Source organism: Chryseobacterium polytrichastri, from assembly GCF_900142445.1.
Taxonomy (GTDB): Bacteria; Bacteroidota; Bacteroidia; order Flavobacteriales; family Weeksellaceae; genus Chryseobacterium; species Chryseobacterium polytrichastri.
In genome coordinates this window covers 68,863-90,020 of sequence record NZ_FRAV01000013.1, presented here as the reverse complement: position 1 = coordinate 90,020, position 21,158 = coordinate 68,863, and the positions used below count along the sequence as shown (strand labels likewise).

The 21,158-nt window shown below is 34.0% G+C and carries 19 protein-coding genes; 7 read left to right on the top strand and 12 right to left on the bottom strand.

Going from position 1 to position 21,158, the window contains the following annotated elements; translation table 11 throughout:
• Window positions 1-17: 17 nt before the first annotated feature.
• From BUB80_RS10060 to BUB80_RS10020, 9 genes are all read right to left on the bottom strand, one after another.
• Window positions 18-1,388, bottom strand: coding sequence for an exopolysaccharide biosynthesis polyprenyl glycosylphosphotransferase (locus tag BUB80_RS10060; protein ID WP_073292798.1), 1,371 nt, complete (start codon window positions 1,386-1,388; stop codon window positions 18-20).
• A 44-nt stretch (window positions 1,389-1,432) separates the two neighbouring features.
• Window positions 1,433-2,062 (bottom strand): 7-carboxy-7-deazaguanine synthase QueE, encoded by a 630-nt coding sequence (locus tag BUB80_RS10055; protein ID WP_073292797.1) that lies wholly within the window; start codon window positions 2,060-2,062, stop codon window positions 1,433-1,435.
• Between the two features lie 7 nt (window positions 2,063-2,069).
• Window positions 2,070-2,954 carry a bifunctional 5,10-methylenetetrahydrofolate dehydrogenase/5,10-methenyltetrahydrofolate cyclohydrolase gene (locus tag BUB80_RS10050; RefSeq protein WP_073292796.1) on the bottom strand — a complete coding sequence of 295 codons (885 nt, stop codon included), beginning with the start codon at window positions 2,952-2,954 and terminating at the stop codon, window positions 2,070-2,072.
• A 7-nt stretch (window positions 2,955-2,961) separates the two neighbouring features.
• Window positions 2,962-3,612 (bottom strand): FkbM family methyltransferase, encoded by a 651-nt coding sequence (locus tag BUB80_RS10045; RefSeq protein WP_175549594.1) that lies wholly within the window; start codon window positions 3,610-3,612, stop codon window positions 2,962-2,964.
• 83 nt (window positions 3,613-3,695) lie between these two features.
• Window positions 3,696-5,336, bottom strand: coding sequence for a glucose-6-phosphate isomerase (pgi, locus tag BUB80_RS10040; RefSeq protein WP_073292794.1), 1,641 nt, complete (start codon window positions 5,334-5,336; stop codon window positions 3,696-3,698).
• 218 nt (window positions 5,337-5,554) lie between these two features.
• Entirely contained in the window at window positions 5,555-6,163 is a 609-nt protein-coding gene (locus BUB80_RS10035; RefSeq protein ID WP_073292793.1) for a hypothetical protein, read from the bottom strand.
• A complete protein-coding gene (locus BUB80_RS10030) occupies window positions 6,153-6,662 on the bottom strand; it encodes an RNA polymerase sigma factor (protein ID WP_073292792.1) in 510 nt (169 codons plus the stop codon). Before BUB80_RS10030 ends, BUB80_RS10035 begins: the two co-directional genes overlap by 11 nt.
• Window positions 6,663-6,687: 25 nt before the next feature.
• Window positions 6,688-7,557 carry a TraB/GumN family protein gene (locus tag BUB80_RS10025; protein WP_073292791.1) on the bottom strand — a complete coding sequence of 290 codons (870 nt, stop codon included), beginning with the start codon at window positions 7,555-7,557 and terminating at the stop codon, window positions 6,688-6,690.
• Window positions 7,558-7,712: 155 nt separating this feature from the next.
• Complete coding sequence (locus BUB80_RS10020; RefSeq protein ID WP_073292790.1) at window positions 7,713-8,615, bottom strand: DUF4349 domain-containing protein; 903 nt, start codon at window positions 8,613-8,615, stop codon at window positions 7,713-7,715.
• A gap of 295 nt (window positions 8,616-8,910) precedes the next feature.
• On the opposite strand from BUB80_RS10020, the gene BUB80_RS10015 reads away from it, so the two are divergent.
• Entirely contained in the window at window positions 8,911-10,269 is a 1,359-nt protein-coding gene (locus BUB80_RS10015) for an acyl-CoA dehydrogenase family protein (RefSeq protein WP_054512721.1), read from the top strand.
• 90 nt (window positions 10,270-10,359) lie between these two features.
• On the opposite strand, the gene BUB80_RS10010 is transcribed toward BUB80_RS10015, so the two are convergent.
• On the bottom strand, window positions 10,360-10,737 hold the full coding sequence (locus BUB80_RS10010; protein WP_073292789.1) for a MauE/DoxX family redox-associated membrane protein: 378 nt from the start codon (window positions 10,735-10,737) through the stop codon (window positions 10,360-10,362).
• A gap of 154 nt (window positions 10,738-10,891) precedes the next feature.
• On the opposite strand from BUB80_RS10010, the gene BUB80_RS10005 reads away from it, so the two are divergent.
• Window positions 10,892-11,146 carry a bacteriocin-like protein gene (locus tag BUB80_RS10005; RefSeq protein WP_073292788.1) on the top strand — a complete coding sequence of 85 codons (255 nt, stop codon included), beginning with the start codon at window positions 10,892-10,894 and terminating at the stop codon, window positions 11,144-11,146.
• Window positions 11,147-11,201: 55 nt separating this feature from the next.
• On the opposite strand, the gene BUB80_RS10000 is transcribed toward BUB80_RS10005, so the two are convergent.
• Complete coding sequence (locus BUB80_RS10000) at window positions 11,202-12,314, bottom strand: AI-2E family transporter (protein WP_073292787.1); 1,113 nt, start codon at window positions 12,312-12,314, stop codon at window positions 11,202-11,204.
• A 149-nt stretch (window positions 12,315-12,463) separates the two neighbouring features.
• Window positions 12,464-14,869, bottom strand: a complete 2,406-nt coding sequence (gene lon, locus BUB80_RS09995) for an endopeptidase La (RefSeq protein ID WP_073292786.1) — start codon at window positions 14,867-14,869, stop codon at window positions 12,464-12,466.
• Between the two features lie 259 nt (window positions 14,870-15,128).
• Between lon and BUB80_RS09990 the strand changes: the two genes are divergently transcribed.
• From BUB80_RS09990 to BUB80_RS09970, 5 genes are all read left to right on the top strand, one after another.
• Complete coding sequence (locus BUB80_RS09990; protein ID WP_073292785.1) at window positions 15,129-17,279, top strand: SurA N-terminal domain-containing protein; 2,151 nt, start codon at window positions 15,129-15,131, stop codon at window positions 17,277-17,279.
• Window positions 17,280-17,409: 130 nt separating this feature from the next.
• Window positions 17,410-18,360 carry an MlaD family protein gene (locus tag BUB80_RS09985; protein ID WP_073292784.1) on the top strand — a complete coding sequence of 317 codons (951 nt, stop codon included), beginning with the start codon at window positions 17,410-17,412 and terminating at the stop codon, window positions 18,358-18,360.
• An 8-nt stretch (window positions 18,361-18,368) separates the two neighbouring features.
• Window positions 18,369-19,703 (top strand): 4Fe-4S dicluster domain-containing protein, encoded by a 1,335-nt coding sequence (locus BUB80_RS09980; protein WP_073292783.1) that lies wholly within the window; start codon window positions 18,369-18,371, stop codon window positions 19,701-19,703.
• Window positions 19,704-19,706: 3 nt separating this feature from the next.
• A complete protein-coding gene (locus BUB80_RS09975) occupies window positions 19,707-20,327 on the top strand; it encodes a hypothetical protein (RefSeq protein WP_073292782.1) in 621 nt (206 codons plus the stop codon).
• On the top strand, window positions 20,317-21,096 hold the full coding sequence (locus tag BUB80_RS09970) for a (Fe-S)-binding protein (RefSeq protein ID WP_054512731.1): 780 nt from the start codon (window positions 20,317-20,319) through the stop codon (window positions 21,094-21,096). The genes BUB80_RS09975 and BUB80_RS09970 overlap by 11 nt, the downstream gene beginning before the upstream one ends.
• Window positions 21,097-21,158 lie beyond the last annotated feature (62 nt).

Here is a 21,158-nt window from a genome sequence, read left to right as displayed (position 1 = left end):
TTTTATTAAAGCATTATTTATTTTGCATTTTTGTCTCCTCCGATTACTAATAAAATAGTTTTCAAAATGATCACCATATCTAAGACAAAACTCCAGTTTCTAACGTAAAAGGCATCGGCCAAAATACGTTTATTCATCTCCACTTCTACATCTCCTGAGTCCCCGCGTAAACCATTGACCTGTGCTAGGCCGGTAATACCGGGACTTACCATACTTCTTAAGCTATATCTTCCTATTTTCGGTTTATAATAATTGTCAACAGACAGCATATGTGGTCTTGGCCCTACAATAGACATTTCTCCTTTCAATACATTAATGAATTGAGGCATCTCGTCAAGACTCGTTTTCCTTAGGAATTTTCCAATTCTAGTAATTCTGCTATCATTTTCTTCAGTAGTTTTGGTTGAAGATTCTTCATTAACGATCATTGTTCGGAATTTAATACAATTAAAAACCTCCTCATGAAAGCCATATCGTTTCTGCAAAAATAAGACCGGACCTTTAGATGTTGTTTTTATTAATATAGCAATGATTGGAAACAACCAAGAACAAACAAATATTAATATAACAAATGAGAATAGGATGTCAAAAGTTCTTTTCAATAAATAGTTCGAATAATAATCTAAAGGATATCTTGCCTGGTTTAATACGGGCTGAGTCTGGATATAGGCCAAATCATAAAGGAAAAAATCACTTTGTGTAATACTCGGAACTAATGAAATGTGAACTTTATTAGCTTCTGCCAATCTAAAAATATCATCTTCAGTTCTTTCATCAAAAGAATTCTCAGATGGAAAGAATAGAGTATGTATCCCGTGGTCTTTCCAAAACTCTACCAATTCAAAAGAATTGATTTCAGATTTATCGTATTCAAAAATCTTGTATCCGTAATCTTTTCTTTCACTGAATATATTTTTTAATATCTCCGTAGAACTGTTTTCATTAAGAAACATGATATTCCTAAAGTTGATACCTAAACTACGGAAGTATTTAATCCCGAAATAAATGATAGATTTCGCGAAAAATATAAAGAAAAACAGGTAAAATGAAAGCCAATAAATATCAGAATTAAAAAAAACATTATAGCTTACTTTTCCTATTAAAAGTACTCCAAGAACAAATAGTAAAAAGTGAATGAGTAGCCGCTCAAGAAATATCGTATAGGTTAAGTTCCTGGAAATATTATAAATTTTTGTTCTACCACTCAAGAGCATCCAGAACATAAATAATAAGACTAAGGAAAAAACATTCTGATACCAGGTTTCCTGATCATATTTTAAATTTTCATTTCTACTGATAAAAAAGAAAACGAAAACAGACGCTATAACCAAAAGGTCTAGCAAGATAATAATCGATTTTAAATATCTAGAGTATCGAATTCTTTGCATCTATCGGCTTTATAATGGATACGAAGAGCTAAATTACGCTTTTTTTATGGTATATTAAGATATTTATGAGTCTGAACTGAGGCCTGCCATTCCGGATGTGCTAAAATAAAATCTGTAATTTTAGGATACATTTCATCACGCTTGCTCCATTCGCTTTGAAGATACAACTTACAGTTTGCTGAAACTTTTGCGGCCTGTTCTTCTGCAAATTTAAGATCGTTGTTATTGAAAACAATTACTTTAAGCTCGCTTGCTTTCTCATAAATTTCCTCTTTAGGAAGTCCTGTTTTCTTTGGGGAAAGCGTAATCCAGTCGATATGTCCACTCATCGGATATGCTCCCGAAGTTTCTATATGAATGGTGCATCCCAATTCTTTTAATTTGGATGTTAAAATATCAAGATTCCACATTAATGGCTCGCCACCTGTTAAAACAACAGTTTTACAATGTTTGGCAGCGGTTTCTGCAATTTCTTCTGCATTCATTAACGGATGTAAAGTTGGGTCCCAACTTTCTTTTACATCACACCAATGACACCCGACGTCGCAACCTCCCAATCTAATGAAGTATGATGCTTTTCCCGTGTGTGCTCCTTCTCCTTGAAGAGTGTAAAAATGCTCCATCACAGGGAGCATTTTACCTTCTTTTAATAAAATATCTTCTTCTTTATTCATTTTAAAATTAGTCGTTATAGACTGAAGTCTTATAAGCAATGATGGTATTCTTCATCAACATCGCTCTTGTCATAGGTCCAACTCCTCCCGGAACCGGCGTAATCCAGCTTGCTTTTTCTGCACAACTGTCAAAATCTACATCACCAGCCAAATAATATCCTTTAGGAGAATCATTATCTACTCTTGTGATACCTACGTCAACAATTACCGCTCCGTCTTTGATCATTTCACCTTTTAAAAAGTGAGGATCGCCTAAAGCTGTAATTACGATGTCTGCTTTTTTAGTATATTCTTCAATGTCTTTTGTATAAGAGTGTGTAAGTGTAACCGTTGAATTTCCTGGGAAATCTTTTCTTCCCATCAAGATACTCATTGGTCTTCCTACTATTTTACTTCTTCCGATAATAACACAGTCTTTTCCTTTTGTTTCGATATTGTATCTTTCTAATAAAGTTAAAATACCAAATGGAGTTGCAGGCAAGAAAGTATCCATTTCCAATGCCATTTTTCCAAAATTTGTAGGGTGGAAACCGTCAACATCTTTTCTTGGATCAATTGCGTTAATGATTTTCTCCTGATCAACCTGATCTGGTAAAGGCAACTGAACGATAAATCCGTCTACAGATTTATCCTTATTAAGTTCCTCAATTTTTTCTAATAATTCAGATTCAGAAACTGTGCTTGGAAATTTAATTAAACTAGATTGAAATCCTACTTCTTCGCAATCTTTCACTTTAGCATTTACATATGCCTTGCTTGCTCCGTTGTTACCAACAAGAATTGCTACCAAATGAGGTGCTCTTCTTTTGTTTGCAATGATCTTATCAACTTCAACCTTGATTTCTGCTTTTATTTCTTTGGATACTTTTAGTCCGTCAAGAATTTGTGCCATTTTACTTTTATTTACTTTTTATTAGATTCTTATTGATTAATGATATCTCATCATAGGTTTCAGAAATGCCAAAGACCAGAAAACCATGTGCTTTTAGTTTCTCTAATATATCTATTGTTTTCTGCTTTCCATTTGGGAAAAAACGATCATGAAATTCAACAAGAATTTGTCCAATTTCAATGTCAGAATCCAAAATATTTTCTAATACCTTATATTCTGCGCCCTCAATATCCATTTTTAAAACATCCACTTTCTTGTGTTCTAATAAAGACATTGTATCATTCAGAGTTTTAAGTTGAACTTCAATCTTTCGATCTAAATTTATATTACTCTGTTCTACTGTACTTCCAGAAACAAAATCAGGGTTTTTGGGAAAATAAAAAAAATCTGTTTTTGTTGTGTCTCCAATGCCAAAATCGAAAAACTTAAAATTTTGAGACAATTGGTTTGATTTTACCCAATTGATTGATTTTGGTGTAGGGTCAAATCCAAAAACCATACAATTATATTTCTCAATTATTTCTGTGTCAAAAGAAATATCTTCTCCAACCCCAAAAGAATAAACAATAGAATCTCTATTTAAAAATTCTGTTGCTACCAAAAAACCTCCATAGTCATTACCAAACCATTTTTTCTTTAGCGATACATCTTTTTTCAAATGATTGGTCTCGCTACTCAAAAATAACTTGATAAATTCAATTTTTCTTTTGATTTTATCTTTTGTTTTTCTGCTAAGCATTTTTATTTATTTCCTTTATAATAATTAATCAACCCATTTGTTGAAGAATCATGAGAGCTAATTGCTTCATTACTTTCAAGTTCTGGCAAGATTTTGTTTGCTAAAACTTTTCCTAATTCCACTCCAAACTGGTCAAAACTGAAAATGTTCCAGATAACTCCCTGAACAAATATCTTGTGTTCATATAATGCAATTAATTGTCCTAATGCAAATGGAGTTAATTCATTGAAAATAATTGAGTTAGTAGGTGTGTTTCCTTGGAAGACTTTGTAGTTTAATAAGAAGTCAATTTCTTCCTCAGATTTTCCTGCGTTTTTTAATTCTTCTTCAACTTCTTCTTCTGTTTTTCCGAAGGCAAGTGCTTCAGTTTGAGCAAAAAAGTTTGCTAACAATTTATCTTGATGATCAGAAACCTTATTCGGGCTTTTCGCATAAGCGATAAAATCCGCAGGGATTAATTCTGTTCCTTGGTGAATCAATTGATAGAATGCATGTTGTCCGTTTGTTCCAGGCTCTCCCCAGATGATTGGTCCAGTTTCATATTCTACAAACTCACCGTTTCTGTCAACACATTTTCCATTACTTTCCATATCTCCTTGTTGAAGATACGCTGCAAATCTGTCTAAATATTGAGAGTAAGGAAGGATAGCATATGTTGTTGCCGCGTAGAAATTACGATACCAAATTCCTATTAATCCCATTAAAACAGGAATGTTTTCAGAGAAATCTGCGGTCTGAAAATGTTGGTCGCTATCAGAAGCTCCTTTTAATAATTGCTCGAAGTTTTCATATCCAACTGAAAGAACAATGCTTAAGCCGATTGCACTCCAAAGTGAATATCTTCCGCCAACCCAATCCCAGAATTCAAAGATGTTTTCTTCTGCAATTCCGAAGTCTTTAACTGCTTGAACATTAGTTGATAAAGCGACAAAATGTTTAGCTACATCTTCCTGTTTTCCTGCTTTTAAGAACCAATCTTTTGCTGAATTAGCGTTCGTCATTGTCTCCTGTGTCGTGAACGTTTTAGAAGCAATGATAAATAAAGTGGTTTCAGGATTTAAGTTCTTTACAACTTCTGCGATATGATTTCCGTCTACATTGGATACAAAATGAACATCCAATCTTGTTTTAAAATGCTTTAAAGCTGAAACTACCATCACAGGTCCTAAATCTGAACCTCCGATTCCGATGTTCACAACATCGGTAATTTCTTTTCCGCTGAAACCTTTATGTGATCCTGAAATAATGCTTTCAGAGAAAGATTTCATATGGTCCAAAACTCTTTTGATCTGTGGTTTAATATTTTCACCATCAACCAAAATTTCTTTGTCAGAAAAATCCCTCAAAGCTGTATGTAAAACTGCTCTTCCTTCCGTTTCGTTGATTTTATCTCCTGAGAACATTTTAGAAATAGCGTCTTTTAACTGACATTCTTCTGCCAGGTTCAATAGAAGTTCTTTCGTTCTTGAGTCAATCAAGTTTTTAGAATAATCAAAAAGAAAATTGTCTTTTTTTAATGAAAACTCTTCAAAACGATTCGGGTTGTATTGGAAAAGAGTTCTTAGTTCGAAATCATTTCCTGCAAAGTGTTCATCAAGAGCTTTCCAGCTGTTTGTTTGTATAGGATTTATTTTTGATAGCATATATTTCTAAAGGATTTAGATTATTAATTTTAGAAATTAGTTTTCTGAATAAAAATTTCTAAAAAATTTGGTGTCGTTAAATTTCTAATATGCAAATTTAAGGAAAAATAAAACCTCAGATAAATTTGAGCGTTATAAATAACAATTTTTTAAAAAACAAACCCCAGATCAAGTCTGAGGTTTCATGGTTGTTATTTTTTGATAGATAAATTATAAAATTATTCGTCTATTTCGTTCAGTATATTTTCGAGTTGTTTGGCATTTTTTCCATAGAAATATCTAGTCCATAAAACAATACCTGCTACAATCGCGATAGTTCCTATGAGAACGCTGAAGATTAAAATCTGCTGATTATGGCTTGACATATTTCCTAAAGATTCTCCTTTTTTCGCCAATGTATTATAAAACACGAGTCCTAATGTGATCATAAAGTGAGGAAGAAGAAGGAATCCTAAAGATTGATATCTTTCCATGTTCAGTTTCAGTTCATGGTATATTTTCCAAAGGCTGTTTTGGGTATTTCCGGTATACAGTTCGGTTTGTTTATAAAATTTAAAGAATCCGAAAAAGTAATAAGAAGATATTACCACAAATAGGGTGTAGGAGGTATAATAAATAATATGCTGCGATGCAGGAAAATCCAGTTGCTGCGGAAAGAATCCGATAAGAATAATGCCAATAATCTGGAATGGAAGTTCCATTTTCATGCTTTTTTGGATCTTTTCAATAGGATGTTTACTTTTCTTTAATTGTTCTATATTGTTGGGAATATTTACGCTGTCGGCGTCTTCGTTATTCCATTGTTCTTTTAATCGATCAAAATTCATAGCCTGATTTTTTTATGATTTGCTGTATTTTTTCTTTGGTTCTGTTCAGTTTTACACGGGCATTGCCTTCACTAAGTCCTAAGTTATCCCCGATTTCTTTATGTGACATACCTTCCATAAAGTAAAATATGACAGCTTTTTCTAGAGATTTAAGTTCTTGAACCGAAGCGTAAAAAACTTCTAATTGCTTGTCTTTTGCAGGATTGTAATCTTCGCTTTGGACTTCAAAATGATCGGGCACATCCGTTTGATTGTTTGTCCGCTTTTTTTCTTTTTTTAAATAAGTAATAGCGGTGTTAATGGCTACGCGGTACATCCAGGTTGAAAATTCACTATTACCTTTGAAGTTCTGATATGATTTCCAAAGCTGAATAAGAATCTCCTGCTGCAGGTCTTCTCGGTCTTCCAAAGAATCGGCATAGATGCGTGAGGCCTTATACAAAATACCTTTGTGTTTGTTAACGAGATTTAAAAAAGCGGTTTCAGTTGGATTGCTCACGGTGATTTCATGGTTTGGTTATGTGCTAAAGGCTTGATACAGGTTTCAGGGTATATCCTTTTGATTTTAAAAGTTGGATAACTCCGTTTTTACCCATAAGATGAGCGCCTCCTACTGCAAAGAACGAACTTTCTTTTTTCATAATTTCCGGCATTTTTTCTGCCCAGTTATTATTTCTGTCCGTAAGCATGGCCTTTTCTTGTTCGGCATTCATTAATTTATCATTTTTAAAGTGTGTGTAAAGAGATGTTACATCTTCATTTTTAAATGCAATTACCATTTTCTTAAGAAGGATTTCATATTCCTTTCCCATTTTTAGCTGCTCAATGACTGCTTTCAAACCATAGGCTTTATTAATGGATGTAAGTTGGTCTTCTACTTTTTCAAGCCCGTAGACTTTCTTTTTACTTTTAATAGCATTTTTAAGAAGTTCTATTTCATAAAGTTTCATTTCAGTTTGAGGACATGGTGTAGCTTTTAAGGCAATAAGCGAATATAAGGCTTGTGAACTTGAATTATCCATTTTCTTTAAATCTGTTCCATAATCGTTGAGGATTTTGTCTAATTCCTTTGCTTCCGCAGGAGTAAGCTGATCTGATAGTTTTTTATCCGTCTGATACATTTTCTGCATGGTTGCCATTTCAGCAGGATCTGTATAATTAACCTCCATTACAAAATTATCAGATTTTTCCAGCGCTTTCATCACTTTCGATTTTATCTCAAAATCCGAACTGCACATTGTATGAAACGTTCCTGAAATATAAGATGGTTTTGTGAGCCCGTTCCCTGAAACTTCCCAAAGTATACTGTTTTCTGGATTGGTACTTTGCGCTTTTGCTGTCGTGAAGGTTGCTGATAATAATACTGCGAACCCAAGTTTTACTAAATTTTTCATGTGATTAAGTTTTAATTATTTATTCTTTAAACAGTAGGTAAGGGCAGTATTATAATCGTTACAGTTTTTTTTTGAAAAAAATAAAAACCTCCTGAAAATGGAGGTTTGAAAATCTAAAATTATGTTGATAACCATCAAGGTTAGGATAGTTTCAATTAAATATGATCAGGCTTTTTAAAATATTTTCTTTTTCTCAATACATACATGATGACTGCTGCAATGAGTAGAATAGGCCAGATGGTAATTAACCCCACCGCAATTCTTTGAATTAAATAGAAGCCTTCCACAAATGCATTTTTTGCATCGTAAATGAAATTGAATTTATATTTATTGTCAATGCTTTTGGTATTGGTAACCGCAATTTCTGCAATTCTAAGTTTAGGTTCTTTAATGTAAATGTCAACGGTGCTGTATTTGAGGTTGTCAACAATATTCATGCTTTCCAATTGTTGTTGATTTCCTTCTTTCATATTATCATTACCTATGTTTACTTTGTCTTTGTTGACTTTCATCTGAGCAATGTTTTCGTTGGTTTTTTTATTTCTTTGAGTTTCTAATTCTGCATATTTGATGCTGGCTGTTACATCTTCTGCATTAATAATTCTTGAATTCAGAAATAATTTTTTATCATTAATTAAGGTTAATAATTCTCCCAATTTATCGGTCGGAACACGAACCTGCATCGTGTTTTCAGTTTGAAATTTTTTCACCAACATTGAATTTTCGTTAGACGTATTATAAGTGTCTTCTGAAACTACATTGCTCTGCAAATTACTTTTTGTGACAAATCCGCCAAGCTGCTGAATAGATTTTTCAATGGAAATTGTTGCATCATAAACATCTTTCACTTCCATATTTACCTCTGCAGTTTTGATAAACTGTTTGTCTTTCACTTTGGTGGTTGCAGCGGAGGAAACACTATCTGAAACCACAACTGCCGCAGAATCTGCTGTGCCTTCAAGTTCATATTTGCTTGCTGTAGCTTCTCCCTTTTTACAAGAATAGATTCCTAATAAAAGAATACTGGCTAGGGATAATTTGATGTACGTAGTTTTCATATATAGATATTTTTTATGTTCAATTGTTGAATGTAATCGCCGTTTTTAAACTGAGATAAGCAATGGGATTTATTGATAGCGATTTCGTCAGGTTGACTTTTACTGTTTTTGCTTATTCCAAAGTTCAGGCTGAATGGGTTGTAATGTTTGAAAATCACGAGTAAAAAAGTTGTAAAGCAAAAAAGTTAATTTAATTAGTTTAAAATCAGTGTTTTGTAAATTAAACAAATGTGTTGGAGTTAATTTTCGGATTGATTTTTGCATATTTTTTACAAATCAAAACCACACAATAACTATGTCTAATACTTTTTCCAAAATCAGAAACACGATAGAATTATTCAGATCAATAGATTTTGATCAGCTAAGTGCTATTTCTCAAAAGGTAGATTTACCGAAATTGATGCAAAGCTTTTCCAAATTAGATGATAAACAATTAGGAGGATTGATGAAAATGCTGGATCCCAATAAGAAGAAAAAAGAGCTTCCGCCAATTGATGGAGATTTCTACGATATTTATCATACGTTGACTCCTGAGCAGAGAGAAATTCAACTTAAAGTAAGAGAATTCATGGAAAAAGAAGTGAAGCCTTTGGTGAATCATTATTGGTTGAGAGACGAATTTCCTCATGAATTAATTCCAAAATTCCAAAAATTAAATATCTGTGGCGTAACCTACGAAGGATATGGCTGCCCGGGAATGCCTTTCTTGATGGAAGGGGTTATTGCCATGGAAATGGCTAGGGTTGATGCTTCTATTGCTACATTTTTCGGTGTGCAATCTGGTTTGGCAATGGGTTCTATTTATATTTGTGGATCTGAAGAACAAAAGCAAAAATGGCTTCCTCAAATGCAGAAATTTGAAAAGATTGGAGCATTTGGGCTTACAGAACCTGAAGTGGGTTCTGGAGCAGCTGGCGGATTAACGGTAACCTGCAAAAAAACTCCTGAAGGCTGGATTTTAAATGGTCAGAAAAAATGGATTGGAAATGCAACGTTTGCAGATTTAATTATAATTTGGGCAAGAGATCTTGATGGTGGTGAAGTGAAAGGCTTTATTGTGGAGAAAGATAATCCCGGATATTCTGTTGAGAAAATTAAAGGGAAAATGGCGTTAAGAATCGTTCAAAATGGATTAATTACTTTGACGGATTGTTTAGTAACCGAAGAAAATAGATTGCAAAATGCCAATTCATTTAAAGATACAGGAAAAGTATTGAGAATGACGAGAGCCGGAGTTGCATGGATGGCAACAGGTTGTGCGAGAGGAGCGTATGAAAGTGCTTTAGCCTATACAAGAACAAGAGAGCAATTCGGAAAACCTATTGCTTCTTTTCAAATGATTCAGGGGCATTTGGTAGAAATGCTTTCTAATCTTACGGCAATGCAAACAATGGTTTTCAGATTGTCTGAAATGCAGGATGAAGGAATTTTAAAAGATGAACATGCTTCTTTAGCCAAAGTTTTCTGTACGCTCAGAACAAGAGATATTGTTTCCAGAGCAAGAGAAGTTCTGGGTGGAAATGGAATTTTATTAGAATATGATGTCGCAAGATTTGTTGCTGATGCCGAAGCAATTTATTCTTACGAAGGAACAAAAGAAATCAATTCACTGATTGTTGGAAGATCAATTACAGGTTTCAGTGCATTTGTGTAATGTCAATAGTCAATGGTGAATTTTGCTACGCAAGTGAATTTTAAAATTGACAAGCAAAGTGAATTCACTATTGACCATTCACTGTTATTTTCAGCTTACTAAAGCTTTATATTTCTTTTCATTATCAATAATGATCCAAAGGTTGATTAAAAATAAAACGACAGCAATTGTAATTCCAGGTGAAGATGGGGTTCTGTAAACATTGTGTAAAAGTATTCCTACCATTACAGGTAAAATTACGATTGCACCTAATGCTCTTGTTTTTGGAAAGATAAATAATAACCCTCCAATAACTTCTACAGTACCAACTAAAGGCATCAGCCACCCGATTTCGCCGAAAGCAGCGAAAAGTTTTGTTTGATCAGCCGTAAGTGCTGGCATTGGCATGTAGTGTAAAAACTTGTCGAGACCTGCATTAATAAACATAAGTCCGAAAAGCAGGCATAGAATAAACTTTACGATTTTCATAAGTGATGGATTTTTATCAAATGTAAATAAAATTCTTATTCGTTAATTAATTCGAAATGGATTGAATTAAAATTTATTTTTAACAAAATGTTTTTCTTTGATATCAGTGAATTTTATATATTTGTTTAACAAGTCAAACTAAACAAATAATATTATGTTGAAAAATTTTCAAAAATTAGATCGCGAGAGTTTAAAAAAAATTAATGGAGGAGGGAAAGAACTCTGTGATATAGGACTAGAAGGATGTCCGTGTAAAATTCCACCAGGACACCCTTGTTTAGGCGGTGGAGGTGGCGGTGGCGGCACAGATCCAGGATCTGGTTTAGGATATTGCCCGGATAATCAAAGCTATATTCCATGTGACCAATCTTGTCCAAACGGAATGAGTCCATATTGCGCTATAGGATAAAATATAAAAGCCCTCAATTTGAGGGCTTAATTTTTATACATGTATTAATTACATATTAATCCATCTCCTTCAAAGTAATATTCTTTGATATTTTGTAGCTCTTCTTCTTTTTGTGAGGCTTGTCTTCTTCACCGAGTAATTTTCCCCAAGGTTTCAATCCATCAACTCTTTCAAAGATAATTTTAATAATAGCAATTGCCGGAATACAAAGAAACATTCCTGCAATTCCCCAAAGGTGCTCTCCTAAAAGAATTCCAATAAAAGAAAACAACGCGTTGATCTTTACTTTTGAACCAACAACAAAAGGAAGGATGATATTTCCATCAACAATGTGTACTGCGATATAACCTATAAATACATAAATACAAGTGGATGGAGTAGCTGTAGCAAAAGCGATAAAGCATGAGATTAATAAAGAAATACAGATCCCTAAATAAGGAATGACGTTTAATAATCCGGTTAAAACTCCAAGAAGAATTGCATACTTTACCCCTAAAACGGTTAATACAGTTGAAGAAAGAATAGATACAATAAATACCTGTATGCAAAGACCGAAAATATATTTTTTGGTCATAATTCGTACTTCATTTACCACTTCCTGTACGCTGGCTTTATGTTTTTCGTTAAAAACGGTAAGGATAAAATTGTTTAATATTCTTCTGTAATTTAATATGAAAATGAAAAACAGAATGAAAAATACAATGAAGCCCAGACCGGTTGAAAATATACTGAAAGTGAACCCTAATATAACACCCGATGAAGATAGAAGCTTGCTTAAGCCTTGGTCTAGATAATCTAGTTGTTGGTGGATTTTAACATGGAACGTGTCTGAAACCCAATTTTGAAGGCTGTTAAAAACGGTAGTGAACTGTGTTCTTAAATGAGGAAGGTCTTTGCTGAAATTTGATAATTGCGATCCAAAGAAGTAGATAAGCCCGGTTAACATAACCAACATGATCATTACCGAAGTCATGGTTGAGATGCTCCTTGGGAATCTCAGTTTGTTTTCCATAAAAGTGGCAATTGGCAAAAATAGCATGGCCATTAAAAATGCTAAAAAGAAAGGTGCTAAAATACTTTGCCCCAATGCCAGTAGATATCCGAGCCCAATGATTGAGATAATAACCAAAGTAAGCTTAACGAGGAAAGGAAGTTTAAGAAAGTTCATAATTCGAGTCTGTAGTATAAAAATAGTAAAACCCTCCGAATTGAAGGTCTTTTAATTTAATTAACTTGAATTCTTTTTTTACAAATAAAAAAACACGCCCCCAATTTTGGAGACGTGTGGTATGTGTTGAGAAGTTAATCTACGTAAATTTATTTTTCAAGGGCAATTTCTACCACTTCTTCCATTCTGTTAACGTAATGTACGTTTAGATTTTTAAGATAATCTTTCTTAATTTCTTCTACGTCTTTTCTGTTGGCTTCACAAAGAATCACCTCTTTAATGCCCGCTCTGGTTGCTGCCAAAAGTTTTTCTTTAATTCCACCTACAGGAAGTACTTTTCCTCTAAGCGTAATTTCTCCTGTCATGGCAAGATGTGGTTTAACTTTTTTATTTTTAAAAGAAGAAACCATTGATGTCAGCATAGCAATTCCCGCAGAGGGTCCATCTTTTGGTGTAGCACCTTCAGGAACGTGAACGTGGATGTTTTTAGTTTCGATATCTTCCTGAGAAATACCAAGTTCATCATGCTTTGCTTTGATATATTCCAAGGCAATGGTAGCAGATTCTTTCATCACTGTTCCTAAGTTACCTGTCATTGTTAAAGCCCCTTTTCCGTTGCTTAAAATACTCTCAATGAATAAGATATCTCCACCAACGCTTGTCCATGCAAGACCTGTTACAACACCAGGAACTCCTGTAATCTCAGATAAACTTTTAGGTCTTGGAACGCCCAAAATTTCATCTACTTTTTCAACAGAAATTTTAGTGTCGTACTCTTTTGCTAAAGCAGTTTGTAAAGCTACCCAACGGGCAATAGATGCAATTCTTTTTTCTAAAGATCTTACTCCACTTTCCGAAGTGTGCGCTTCGATGATATGTTTCAATTCAGGATTTCCCAATTTGAATGATCGTATCGTCAAACCGTTTTCTTCCTGTTGTTTTTTAATTAAATGTCTTTTAGCAATCTCGATTTTCTCTTCCAATGTATATCCTGCGATCTGGATGATTTCCATTCTGTCTAACAATGGCGTTTGAATCGTTGAAAGCGAGTTGGCTGTAGCAATAAACATTACTTTAGAAAGGTCATAGCCCATTTCTAAGAAATTATCATAGAAAGCACTGTTTTGTTCAGGATCAAGAACTTCAAGAAGTGCTGAACTTGGATCTCCATGCATGCCTTTTCCTACTTTATCAATCTCATCCAAAACAATCACAGGGTTTGATATTCCTGATTTTTTGATGGATTGAAGAATTCTTCCTGCCATCGCTCCGATGTACGTTTTTCTGTGTCCACGGATTTCACTTTCGTCATGAAGTCCACCCAATGAAACACGAACATATTTTCTTCCCAAAGCATCAGCAACAGACTTTCCTAAAGATGTTTTACCAACTCCCGGAGGGCCTACCAATAATAGGATTGGGGATTTCATGTTGTTTTTTAATTTCAAAACAGCCATGTGCTCTAAAATTCTTTTTTTAATATCTTCTAATCCGAAATGCGCTTTATCCAAGACTTTTTCGGCTTTTTCAATATCAAAAGTATCTTTGGTGAAGGTGTCCCAAGGCAGATCTGTAAAGAAATCTAAATAATTTCTCTGAACATTATAATCTGGTGAATTCGGGTTTTGGCGTTGTAGTCTGTTGATTTCCTTCTGGAAATGTTCCTCAACTTCTGCATTCCATTTCTTTTTGCTTGCTTTTGCAATAAGATCTTCAACATCATTTTCCGGTCCGCCTCCCAATTCTTCCTGAATCGTTCTAATCTGTTGATTTAGAAAGTATTCTTTCTGTTGTTTGTCAAGATCCTTTGATGTTTTTTGATGAATTTGATTCCTTAATTCTAATTTTCTGAAATCTTCATGCATCATTTCATAGCACTTGTTTGCTCTTTCCATTAAGTTCTTTTCTTCAAGCAAACTTTGCTTTGCACTAGATGAAAAATTAGCGTTGGTACAGATGAAATTTAAAAGATCATCATTATTGTTGATGTTTTTAATCGCAAAATTAGCTGCGTTAGGAATATTCGGGTCAAGCTCAATTATTTTTAATGCTAAATCTTTAACATTCTCTAATAAAGCTTCGTATTCTTCCTGGTTTTTAGCCTTCCCATCTTTTAATTTTGAAATTTCAGCTTTAAAATAAGGTTGATTTTCAATGATCTTTTTTATCTTAAATCTGTGGAAACCTTTCGTAATAGCAGTGATATTCCCTTCAGGAAGTTTTATTATTTTAATAATTTTTGCTAGAGTTCCTGTTTGGTATAGATCTTTTTCTGTTGGCTGCTCAATATCTGAGTTTTTTTGGCTTACAATTCCGATAAAGTCTCCGTTTACTTGGGCTTCTTCAAGGAGTTGTATAGATGTCTTTCTTCCTGCAGTAATAGGAATTACCACATTAGGAAACATTACCATATTTCTTACAGGAAGGATAGGGAATATTTTTTGTTCGGAGTTTTTTTCAGTCTCCGCAAGATCAGAAAGATTGATTTCCTCGGCCACAATATCAAATCCGTCACTTATCATTTCCTCTAAACTTATATCTTCAAATTCTGTCATAATTAATCGAATGACAAATTGTCATTTCCGTTTTAAATCGTTAAAGTAGAATTTCATAATATGCCTTGAAAACGTATCACATATTATGATGTTGTAAAATGCACAATACTTATGCCATTTGTTTTTTGTTAAAAAATCTGGTCAAAATTTCCTTTTTTGCATAAATTAAATTTTAAAAATTAAAATAAAGAACTAGGATTTCCGTAATTTCTTAAAAATGTGTATTTTCGCAAACTGATAAAAAACTATAATTTATAAAATGGCAATTTTAGGACAGATTAGGAGTAAGCCTTGGCTTTTGATGGGAGTAATTGCACTGGCGCTTTTAGCGTTTTTGGTGAACCCCGATAGTATTGAGAAGGTTTTTGGTAAAAATCCTGATGTTTTAGGGAAAGTAAATGGTGAGAAAATTACCCGTGAGGAGTATAATGATCAGCTTTTCGTTCTACAACAGCAGGCTGAGCAGCAAAATCAACCGAAAAATGGTCTTGAAGAACAGGCTTGGCAGTTATTGGTGCAATCCAAACTGATTAAGCAGCAATTCGAGAAAATGGGGTTTGAAATGACGGAAGATTATTTCTGGAATCAGATTCAGTATGATCAAATGTTTGCTCAAAACAAACAGTTCTTTGACGAAAAAGGAAACTTTAAGACTCAGGAGCTTAAAAAACAAATCGAAGAATTAAAAAGTACAAGTCCGGAAGGTTATAATCAATGGATTAAAACCAGAAAATCTGTTGAATACAGATTGATGGCAAGACAAGTATTTGCAAATATTTCTACAGGTATTACAACAGGTAAGAAAGAAGCAGAAGAATTAATGAGACAAAGAGATCAGTTAGCTGATATCGATTTTGTGAAAGTTGATTATACTGCTTATCTTCAAAAAACTAAAATAAACGTTAAGACTGAGGACTTAGCTAATTATATTAAACAACACCCTGTGATGTTTAAGGCTGAGGCTAGCAGAAATATCGGAATTGTATATTTCCCTGCTCAACCAAGTGCGGCTGATGATGCAGCGGCTCAAAAAGAGATTACTAAATTATTCTCTGGAGGTACTGATGCAAGTGGAGGAAAAGAAAATTTCCAAAATACAACGAACGATTCAATGTTTGTAATGGCTAATTCTGATATGCCTTTTAACAATCAGTATTTGAAGCCAAGCCAATTGCCACAGTCTGTACAAGCTCAAATTGCAACTGCAGCAGTGGGACAAACTTTTGGACCTTACAAAGAACAAAACTTTTATGTAGTGTCTAAATTAGTAGGTAAGAAGACTTCTGATTCTACATTGTCTAGACATATTCTTATTGCATTCAAAGGAAGTCCTGCGGGAGAAGGTGTTACAAGATCTAAAGAAGCAGCTAAGAAATTGGCAGATTCTATTGGTGCAATTGTAAAAGCTACTCCGGCTAGATTTACAGAATTCCTTAAGCTTTCTAACGATCCAAATTCTGCTGCTCAAGGTGGTAGCTTAGGATGGACTACTCCTGAAACTCCTTTCGTTCCTGAATTCTTAACCTATTTGGCGAACAATCCTAAAGGTGCTACAGGTGTTGTAGAAACTCAGTTCGGATACCATATCATCAATATTGAAGATAAGAAATCTGGATCTATGGGATATAAAGTGGCTAACTTAGTAAAAGCGGTGAAGCCTTCTGATGCTACTGAAGCTGATACAGATAAGAAAGCAAGAAGATTTATCCAGCAGGTTCAAGGGAAATCTTTCAACGATTTCGTAAATATTGCTAAAAAATCTAACTTCCAATTCTCAAACCCTAAATCGGCTAAGAGATTTGACGGTCAGTTACAAGGTTTAGGTACTGATAAAGATGGAGAAATCCTTTCTTGGGCTTTCGATAAGAAAAGAGAAAAAGGAGATACAGAATTCTTTACAGTAGAAGGAACTGGAGATAAAATTGTAGTTTATCTTAACGGGAAACAAGAAAAAGGACTTGCAGATCCTGAATCTGTAAGAGATCAAATTGAAACAATTGTTAAAAATAAATTAGCAGCAAAACAAATTTCTGATAAAATTGCAGCTGCTAAAGCAACGAGCTTAGATCAGATTGCTACATTATTTGCAACAACAAAACAATCTGCACAGGTTAATTTATTAAACCCATCAGTTGCAGGTTCTATGGAGCCTAAAGTAGCTGGTGCTGCATTTGGTGTTGCAAAAGGAAAGTTATCTAATCCGGTTGAAGGTGGAACAGGTGTTTATGTTTTAATCAAAAAGAATGAAACAACTAACAAGCAACCTGGAGACCTTAAGCAGTTCACAGAATCTGTTACTCAGAGAAACTCAGGAATGTTCGGTCAGGCTTGGTTAAAGAGCTTACAGGATAATTCTGATATCGATGATTACAGAATCGAGATCTGGAATAAAGTAGGATCTCAAAAATAATAAGAGATTTAATTTCATCATATCAATGCGGCAAAGTTTTTTTGCCGCATTTTTTGTATTTAAGGCAGAGTAATAAAAGGAAACATTAATTTAAAATGTATTATATTTGCTTATTAGAAAAAATTAGCAAGTGAAGTTTAGTAAAGAATTAAAAGCTGGTGTAATAGCAATTTTAGCCATTATTGGCTTCGTTATATTATTCCAATTTATGAAAGGCAGAAGTCTTTTTACTACCGATAATATATTTTACGCAAAGTATGATAATGTTGAAGGATTGGCGCAATCTTCGGCTGTTTCAATCAATGGATTGAAAGTAGGTCAGGTTGACAAGATTATTCCGCAAAGATCAAAAGATGGAAAAATTCATTTTGTTGTAAAAGTAACGGTTGATAATAACTTTGAGTTTTCAAAACAGTCTACTCTTGAGATTTTCGAACCCGGCATAATGTCTGGGAAAGAAATGAGAGTGAATCTTTCCTATGGTGGAGTCACTGCAAAAGATGGTGATACATTACAAAGTTCTTTCAAGTTGGGTACTTTGGGAAGTCTTTCTGCTCAGGTAGGTCCTGTTAAAGATCAGCTACAGTCTGTTTTGTATCGTGTTGATTCTTTGATGGCTAATGCTAACCAAGTTATGAATGCACAGAACAGAGAGGAAATTAGATTATTGCTTACAAATCTTAACAAAACTGTAGGTGCTTTACAAACTACTGCGGGAGGAGTAAGTGCTTTAGTAGGGCATAATGATCCAAAACTTCAAAAGGTTTTAGATGATGCTAGTGTTACCATGAAAAGTGGTAAAGTTACTTTAGATAAATACGGAAACTTAGCAGAAAGCATTGATACTAAAAAGTTAAATGCTACCATTGCCAATTTAGATGTTACAGTAGATAAATTGAATCAAGTTATTGGAGGAATTGATAAAGGAGAAGGAAGCTTAGGGAAATTGATGAAGGATGAGCAGCTTTACAACAACCTGAATTCAGCATCTACCAATCTGAACTCATTGATCGAAGACATGAAAGCCAATCCGAAAAGATATATCAACTTCTCGGTTTTCGGTAAGAACAATAAAGACTAATATACCTTATGCAATATATCGATAATATTATTTTTCTAATTTTATTAGTTGCTGGTTTTGGGCTATTTGCAAAAAGTCTGCAAAAGATATATAGAAATATCAAATTAGGAAGAGAAATCAACCGCAGTGATAATAAATCTGAACGTTGGGGAACCATGGCACGAGTTGCAATGGGACAGAGTAAAATGACAGCGCGCCCTGTTGCCGGAGTTTTACACCTTTTTGTATACGTTGGGTTTGTGATTATTAATATAGAACTTGTAGAGATCATTGTTGACGGGATTTTTGGAACACACAGATTCCTTTCATCAATTTTTGGACATACTTTTTATAATTTCTTTACAGCAACATTAGAAGTTTTAGCTCTTTTGGTGGTTATTGGAGTTGTTATATTCTTTATCCGTAGAAACTTTTATGGGGTTAAGAGATTAACCATGAAAGAACTTTTCGGATGGCCAAAGAATGATGCCAATTGGATTCTTATCATTGAATTTGCCTTAATGATGGCTTTCTTTAAAATGAATGCTGCAGATTCTATTTTGCAAATGAGAGGTGTTCTTCCAGAACATGGAAGTTTCCCAATCAGTGAAATGATATTTGTTCCATTTTTAGAAATTTTCAGTTTTGATAACGGATTCTTGATGTTTACTGAGAAAGCGGCTTGGTGGTTCCACTTTATCGGAATTCTTTTCTTCATGAACTATCTTTACTATTCAAAACATTTACATATAATTTTAGCATTTCCAAGTACTTGGTTTGCCAACTTAGATAAGAAAGGAAAATTCAACAATTTAGAATCTGTTACCAAAGAAATTAAATTGATGATGGATCCTAATGCAGATCCTTACGCTGCTCCGGCAGAAGGTTCGGAAGCTGATGTTCCGTCTAAATTTGGAGCTGAAGATATTTTTGATCTTAATCAAGTTCAATTACTGAATGCTTATTCTTGTACAGAATGTGGAAGATGTACTTCTGTTTGCCCTGCCAATATTACAGGTAAAAAACTTTCTCCAAGACTGATCTTGATGAAAACAAGAGACAGATTGGAAGAAGTTGGAAGAAATATCGACAAAAACGGATCATTCGTTGATGACGGTAAAAAGTTGTTGAATGATTACGTTACCAAAGAAGAACTTTGGGCATGTACTACTTGTAATGCTTGTACTGATGCTTGTCCTATATTATTAGATCCGCTTTCTATCATTTTCGAAATGAGAAGATTCTTGGTGATGGAACAGTCTGCTGCTCCACAGGAATTGAATCTTATGATGACCAATGTAGAGAATAATGCTGCTCCTTGGCAGTATAATCAGGCAGATCGTTTGAATTGGGCGAATGATTAAAAAATGAAAAAACTATTTCTTACATTTTTAGTATTGTTATCTGGTTTTTTGTTAGCTCAATCCGCTGATCAAAAGAAAATTTTATCAGATACTCAATCTTTTTTGGATCTTTTTCAAAAGAAGGACTATGAAGGAATTATTAATATGACTCACCCTGCAGTGGTAGAAAAGTTTGATAAGCAAACGATGATTGCTGGATTCAAGAATCTACTTGAGGGGAATGAAGCTTATAAAATACAACTTAAAAATGCGGATAAGAGTGCAATCAATGTTTCTGATGTTTTTAAAACTAAAGAAACAGAATATGCATTTGCCACTTATCCTATTACAATGATTGTAACTTTTATGAATGAAAAACTAGATGAATCTAAGCAAGAAGCGGTGAAGTCTGTTATGCAATCAAAAGGTATGAATCCTAAATTTGTAAATGATAATACTTTGGAAATGGCAAAGCAAAGTATGGTAATTGCCTTGAAAGATAAGTCTACCGGGAATGAGTGGAAATACCTAAACTATGATGAGTCGAATATGATGCTTCTTTTCGTAGTTCCTGTAGATGCAATGGCAAAAGCAAAAGAATACTATGCCAATTTTTTAAATAAACAAAAAGAAAATGCAAATTAAAACAATGGCAGAATATGCTGCCGAAGGAAAATCACCGGAAGTTTTGTTTTGGGTTGGCTGTGCGGGAAGTTTTGATGATCGTGCAAAAAAAATAACAAAAGCATTTTGCAAAATACTAAATAAAATAGGCGTTGAATTTGCTGTTCTAGGACAGGAAGAAAGCTGCACTGGAGATCCTGCAAAAAGAGCAGGAAACGAATTTGTTTTCCAGATGATGGCCTTAACGAATATTGAAGTTCTGAATGCTTACGATGTAAAAAAAATAGTTACGGCTTGCCCACACTGTTTCAATACACTTAAAAATGAATATCCGAGCTTAGGAGGTAATTTTGAAGTAATACATCATACCCAATTCCTTAGAAAGTTAATGGAAGAAGGTAGACTGAAAATTGAAGGCGGTGCTTTCAAAGGTAAAAAAATTACTTTCCATGATCCGTGTTATTTAGGAAGAGCAAATGATGAATATGAAGCACCAAGAATGTTGCTTGAAAAATTAGATGCTGAGCTTGTAGAAATGAAGCGTTGTAAGACCAATGGTCTTTGTTGTGGAGCTGGAGGAGCACAGATGTTTAAAGAGCCTGAAAAGGGTAATAAAGACATCAATATCGAAAGAACAGAAGAAGCTTTATCTTTCGAACCTAAAGTAATTGCTACGGGTTGCCCATTCTGTAATACAATGATGACAGATGGGGTGAAACATTTTAATAAAAATGAAGAAGTTGTTGTTAAAGATATTGTAGAGCTTTTGGCTGAAGCTGAAGATTTGTAGGATATTACAACTTTAAAATATAATAATAAGACTCAAGATATTCTTGAGTTTTGTTATTTAAA

Coding starts and splice junctions, on each gene's coding strand:
- BUB80_RS09980 (WP_073292783.1), top strand. CDS start 18,369: ATGCAATATATCGATAATATTATTTTTCTAATTTTATTAGTTGCTGGT.
- BUB80_RS09970 (WP_054512731.1), top strand. CDS start 20,317: ATGCAAATTAAAACAATGGCAGAATATGCTGCCGAAGGAAAATCACCG.
- lon (WP_073292786.1), bottom strand. CDS start 14,869: ATGACAGAATTTGAAGATATAAGTTTAGAGGAAATGATAAGTGACGGA.
- BUB80_RS10050 (WP_073292796.1), bottom strand. CDS start 2,954: ATGGCACAAATTCTTGACGGACTAAAAGTATCCAAAGAAATAAAAGCA.
- BUB80_RS10015 (WP_054512721.1), top strand. CDS start 8,911: ATGTCTAATACTTTTTCCAAAATCAGAAACACGATAGAATTATTCAGA.
- BUB80_RS10000 (WP_073292787.1), bottom strand. CDS start 12,314: ATGAACTTTCTTAAACTTCCTTTCCTCGTTAAGCTTACTTTGGTTATT.
- BUB80_RS10060 (WP_073292798.1), bottom strand. CDS start 1,388: ATGCAAAGAATTCGATACTCTAGATATTTAAAATCGATTATTATCTTG.
- BUB80_RS10020 (WP_073292790.1), bottom strand. CDS start 8,615: ATGAAAACTACGTACATCAAATTATCCCTAGCCAGTATTCTTTTATTA.
- BUB80_RS10055 (WP_073292797.1), bottom strand. CDS start 2,062: ATGAATAAAGAAGAAGATATTTTATTAAAAGAAGGTAAAATGCTCCCT.
- pgi (WP_073292794.1), bottom strand. CDS start 5,336: ATGCTATCAAAAATAAATCCTATACAAACAAACAGCTGGAAAGCTCTT.
- BUB80_RS10035 (WP_073292793.1), bottom strand. CDS start 6,163: ATGAATTTTGATCGATTAAAAGAACAATGGAATAACGAAGACGCCGAC.
- BUB80_RS09990 (WP_073292785.1), top strand. CDS start 15,129: ATGGCAATTTTAGGACAGATTAGGAGTAAGCCTTGGCTTTTGATGGGA.
- BUB80_RS09975 (WP_073292782.1), top strand. CDS start 19,707: ATGAAAAAACTATTTCTTACATTTTTAGTATTGTTATCTGGTTTTTTG.
- BUB80_RS10025 (WP_073292791.1), bottom strand. CDS start 7,557: ATGAAAAATTTAGTAAAACTTGGGTTCGCAGTATTATTATCAGCAACC.
- BUB80_RS10005 (WP_073292788.1), top strand. CDS start 10,892: ATGTTGAAAAATTTTCAAAAATTAGATCGCGAGAGTTTAAAAAAAATT.
- BUB80_RS10010 (WP_073292789.1), bottom strand. CDS start 10,737: ATGAAAATCGTAAAGTTTATTCTATGCCTGCTTTTCGGACTTATGTTT.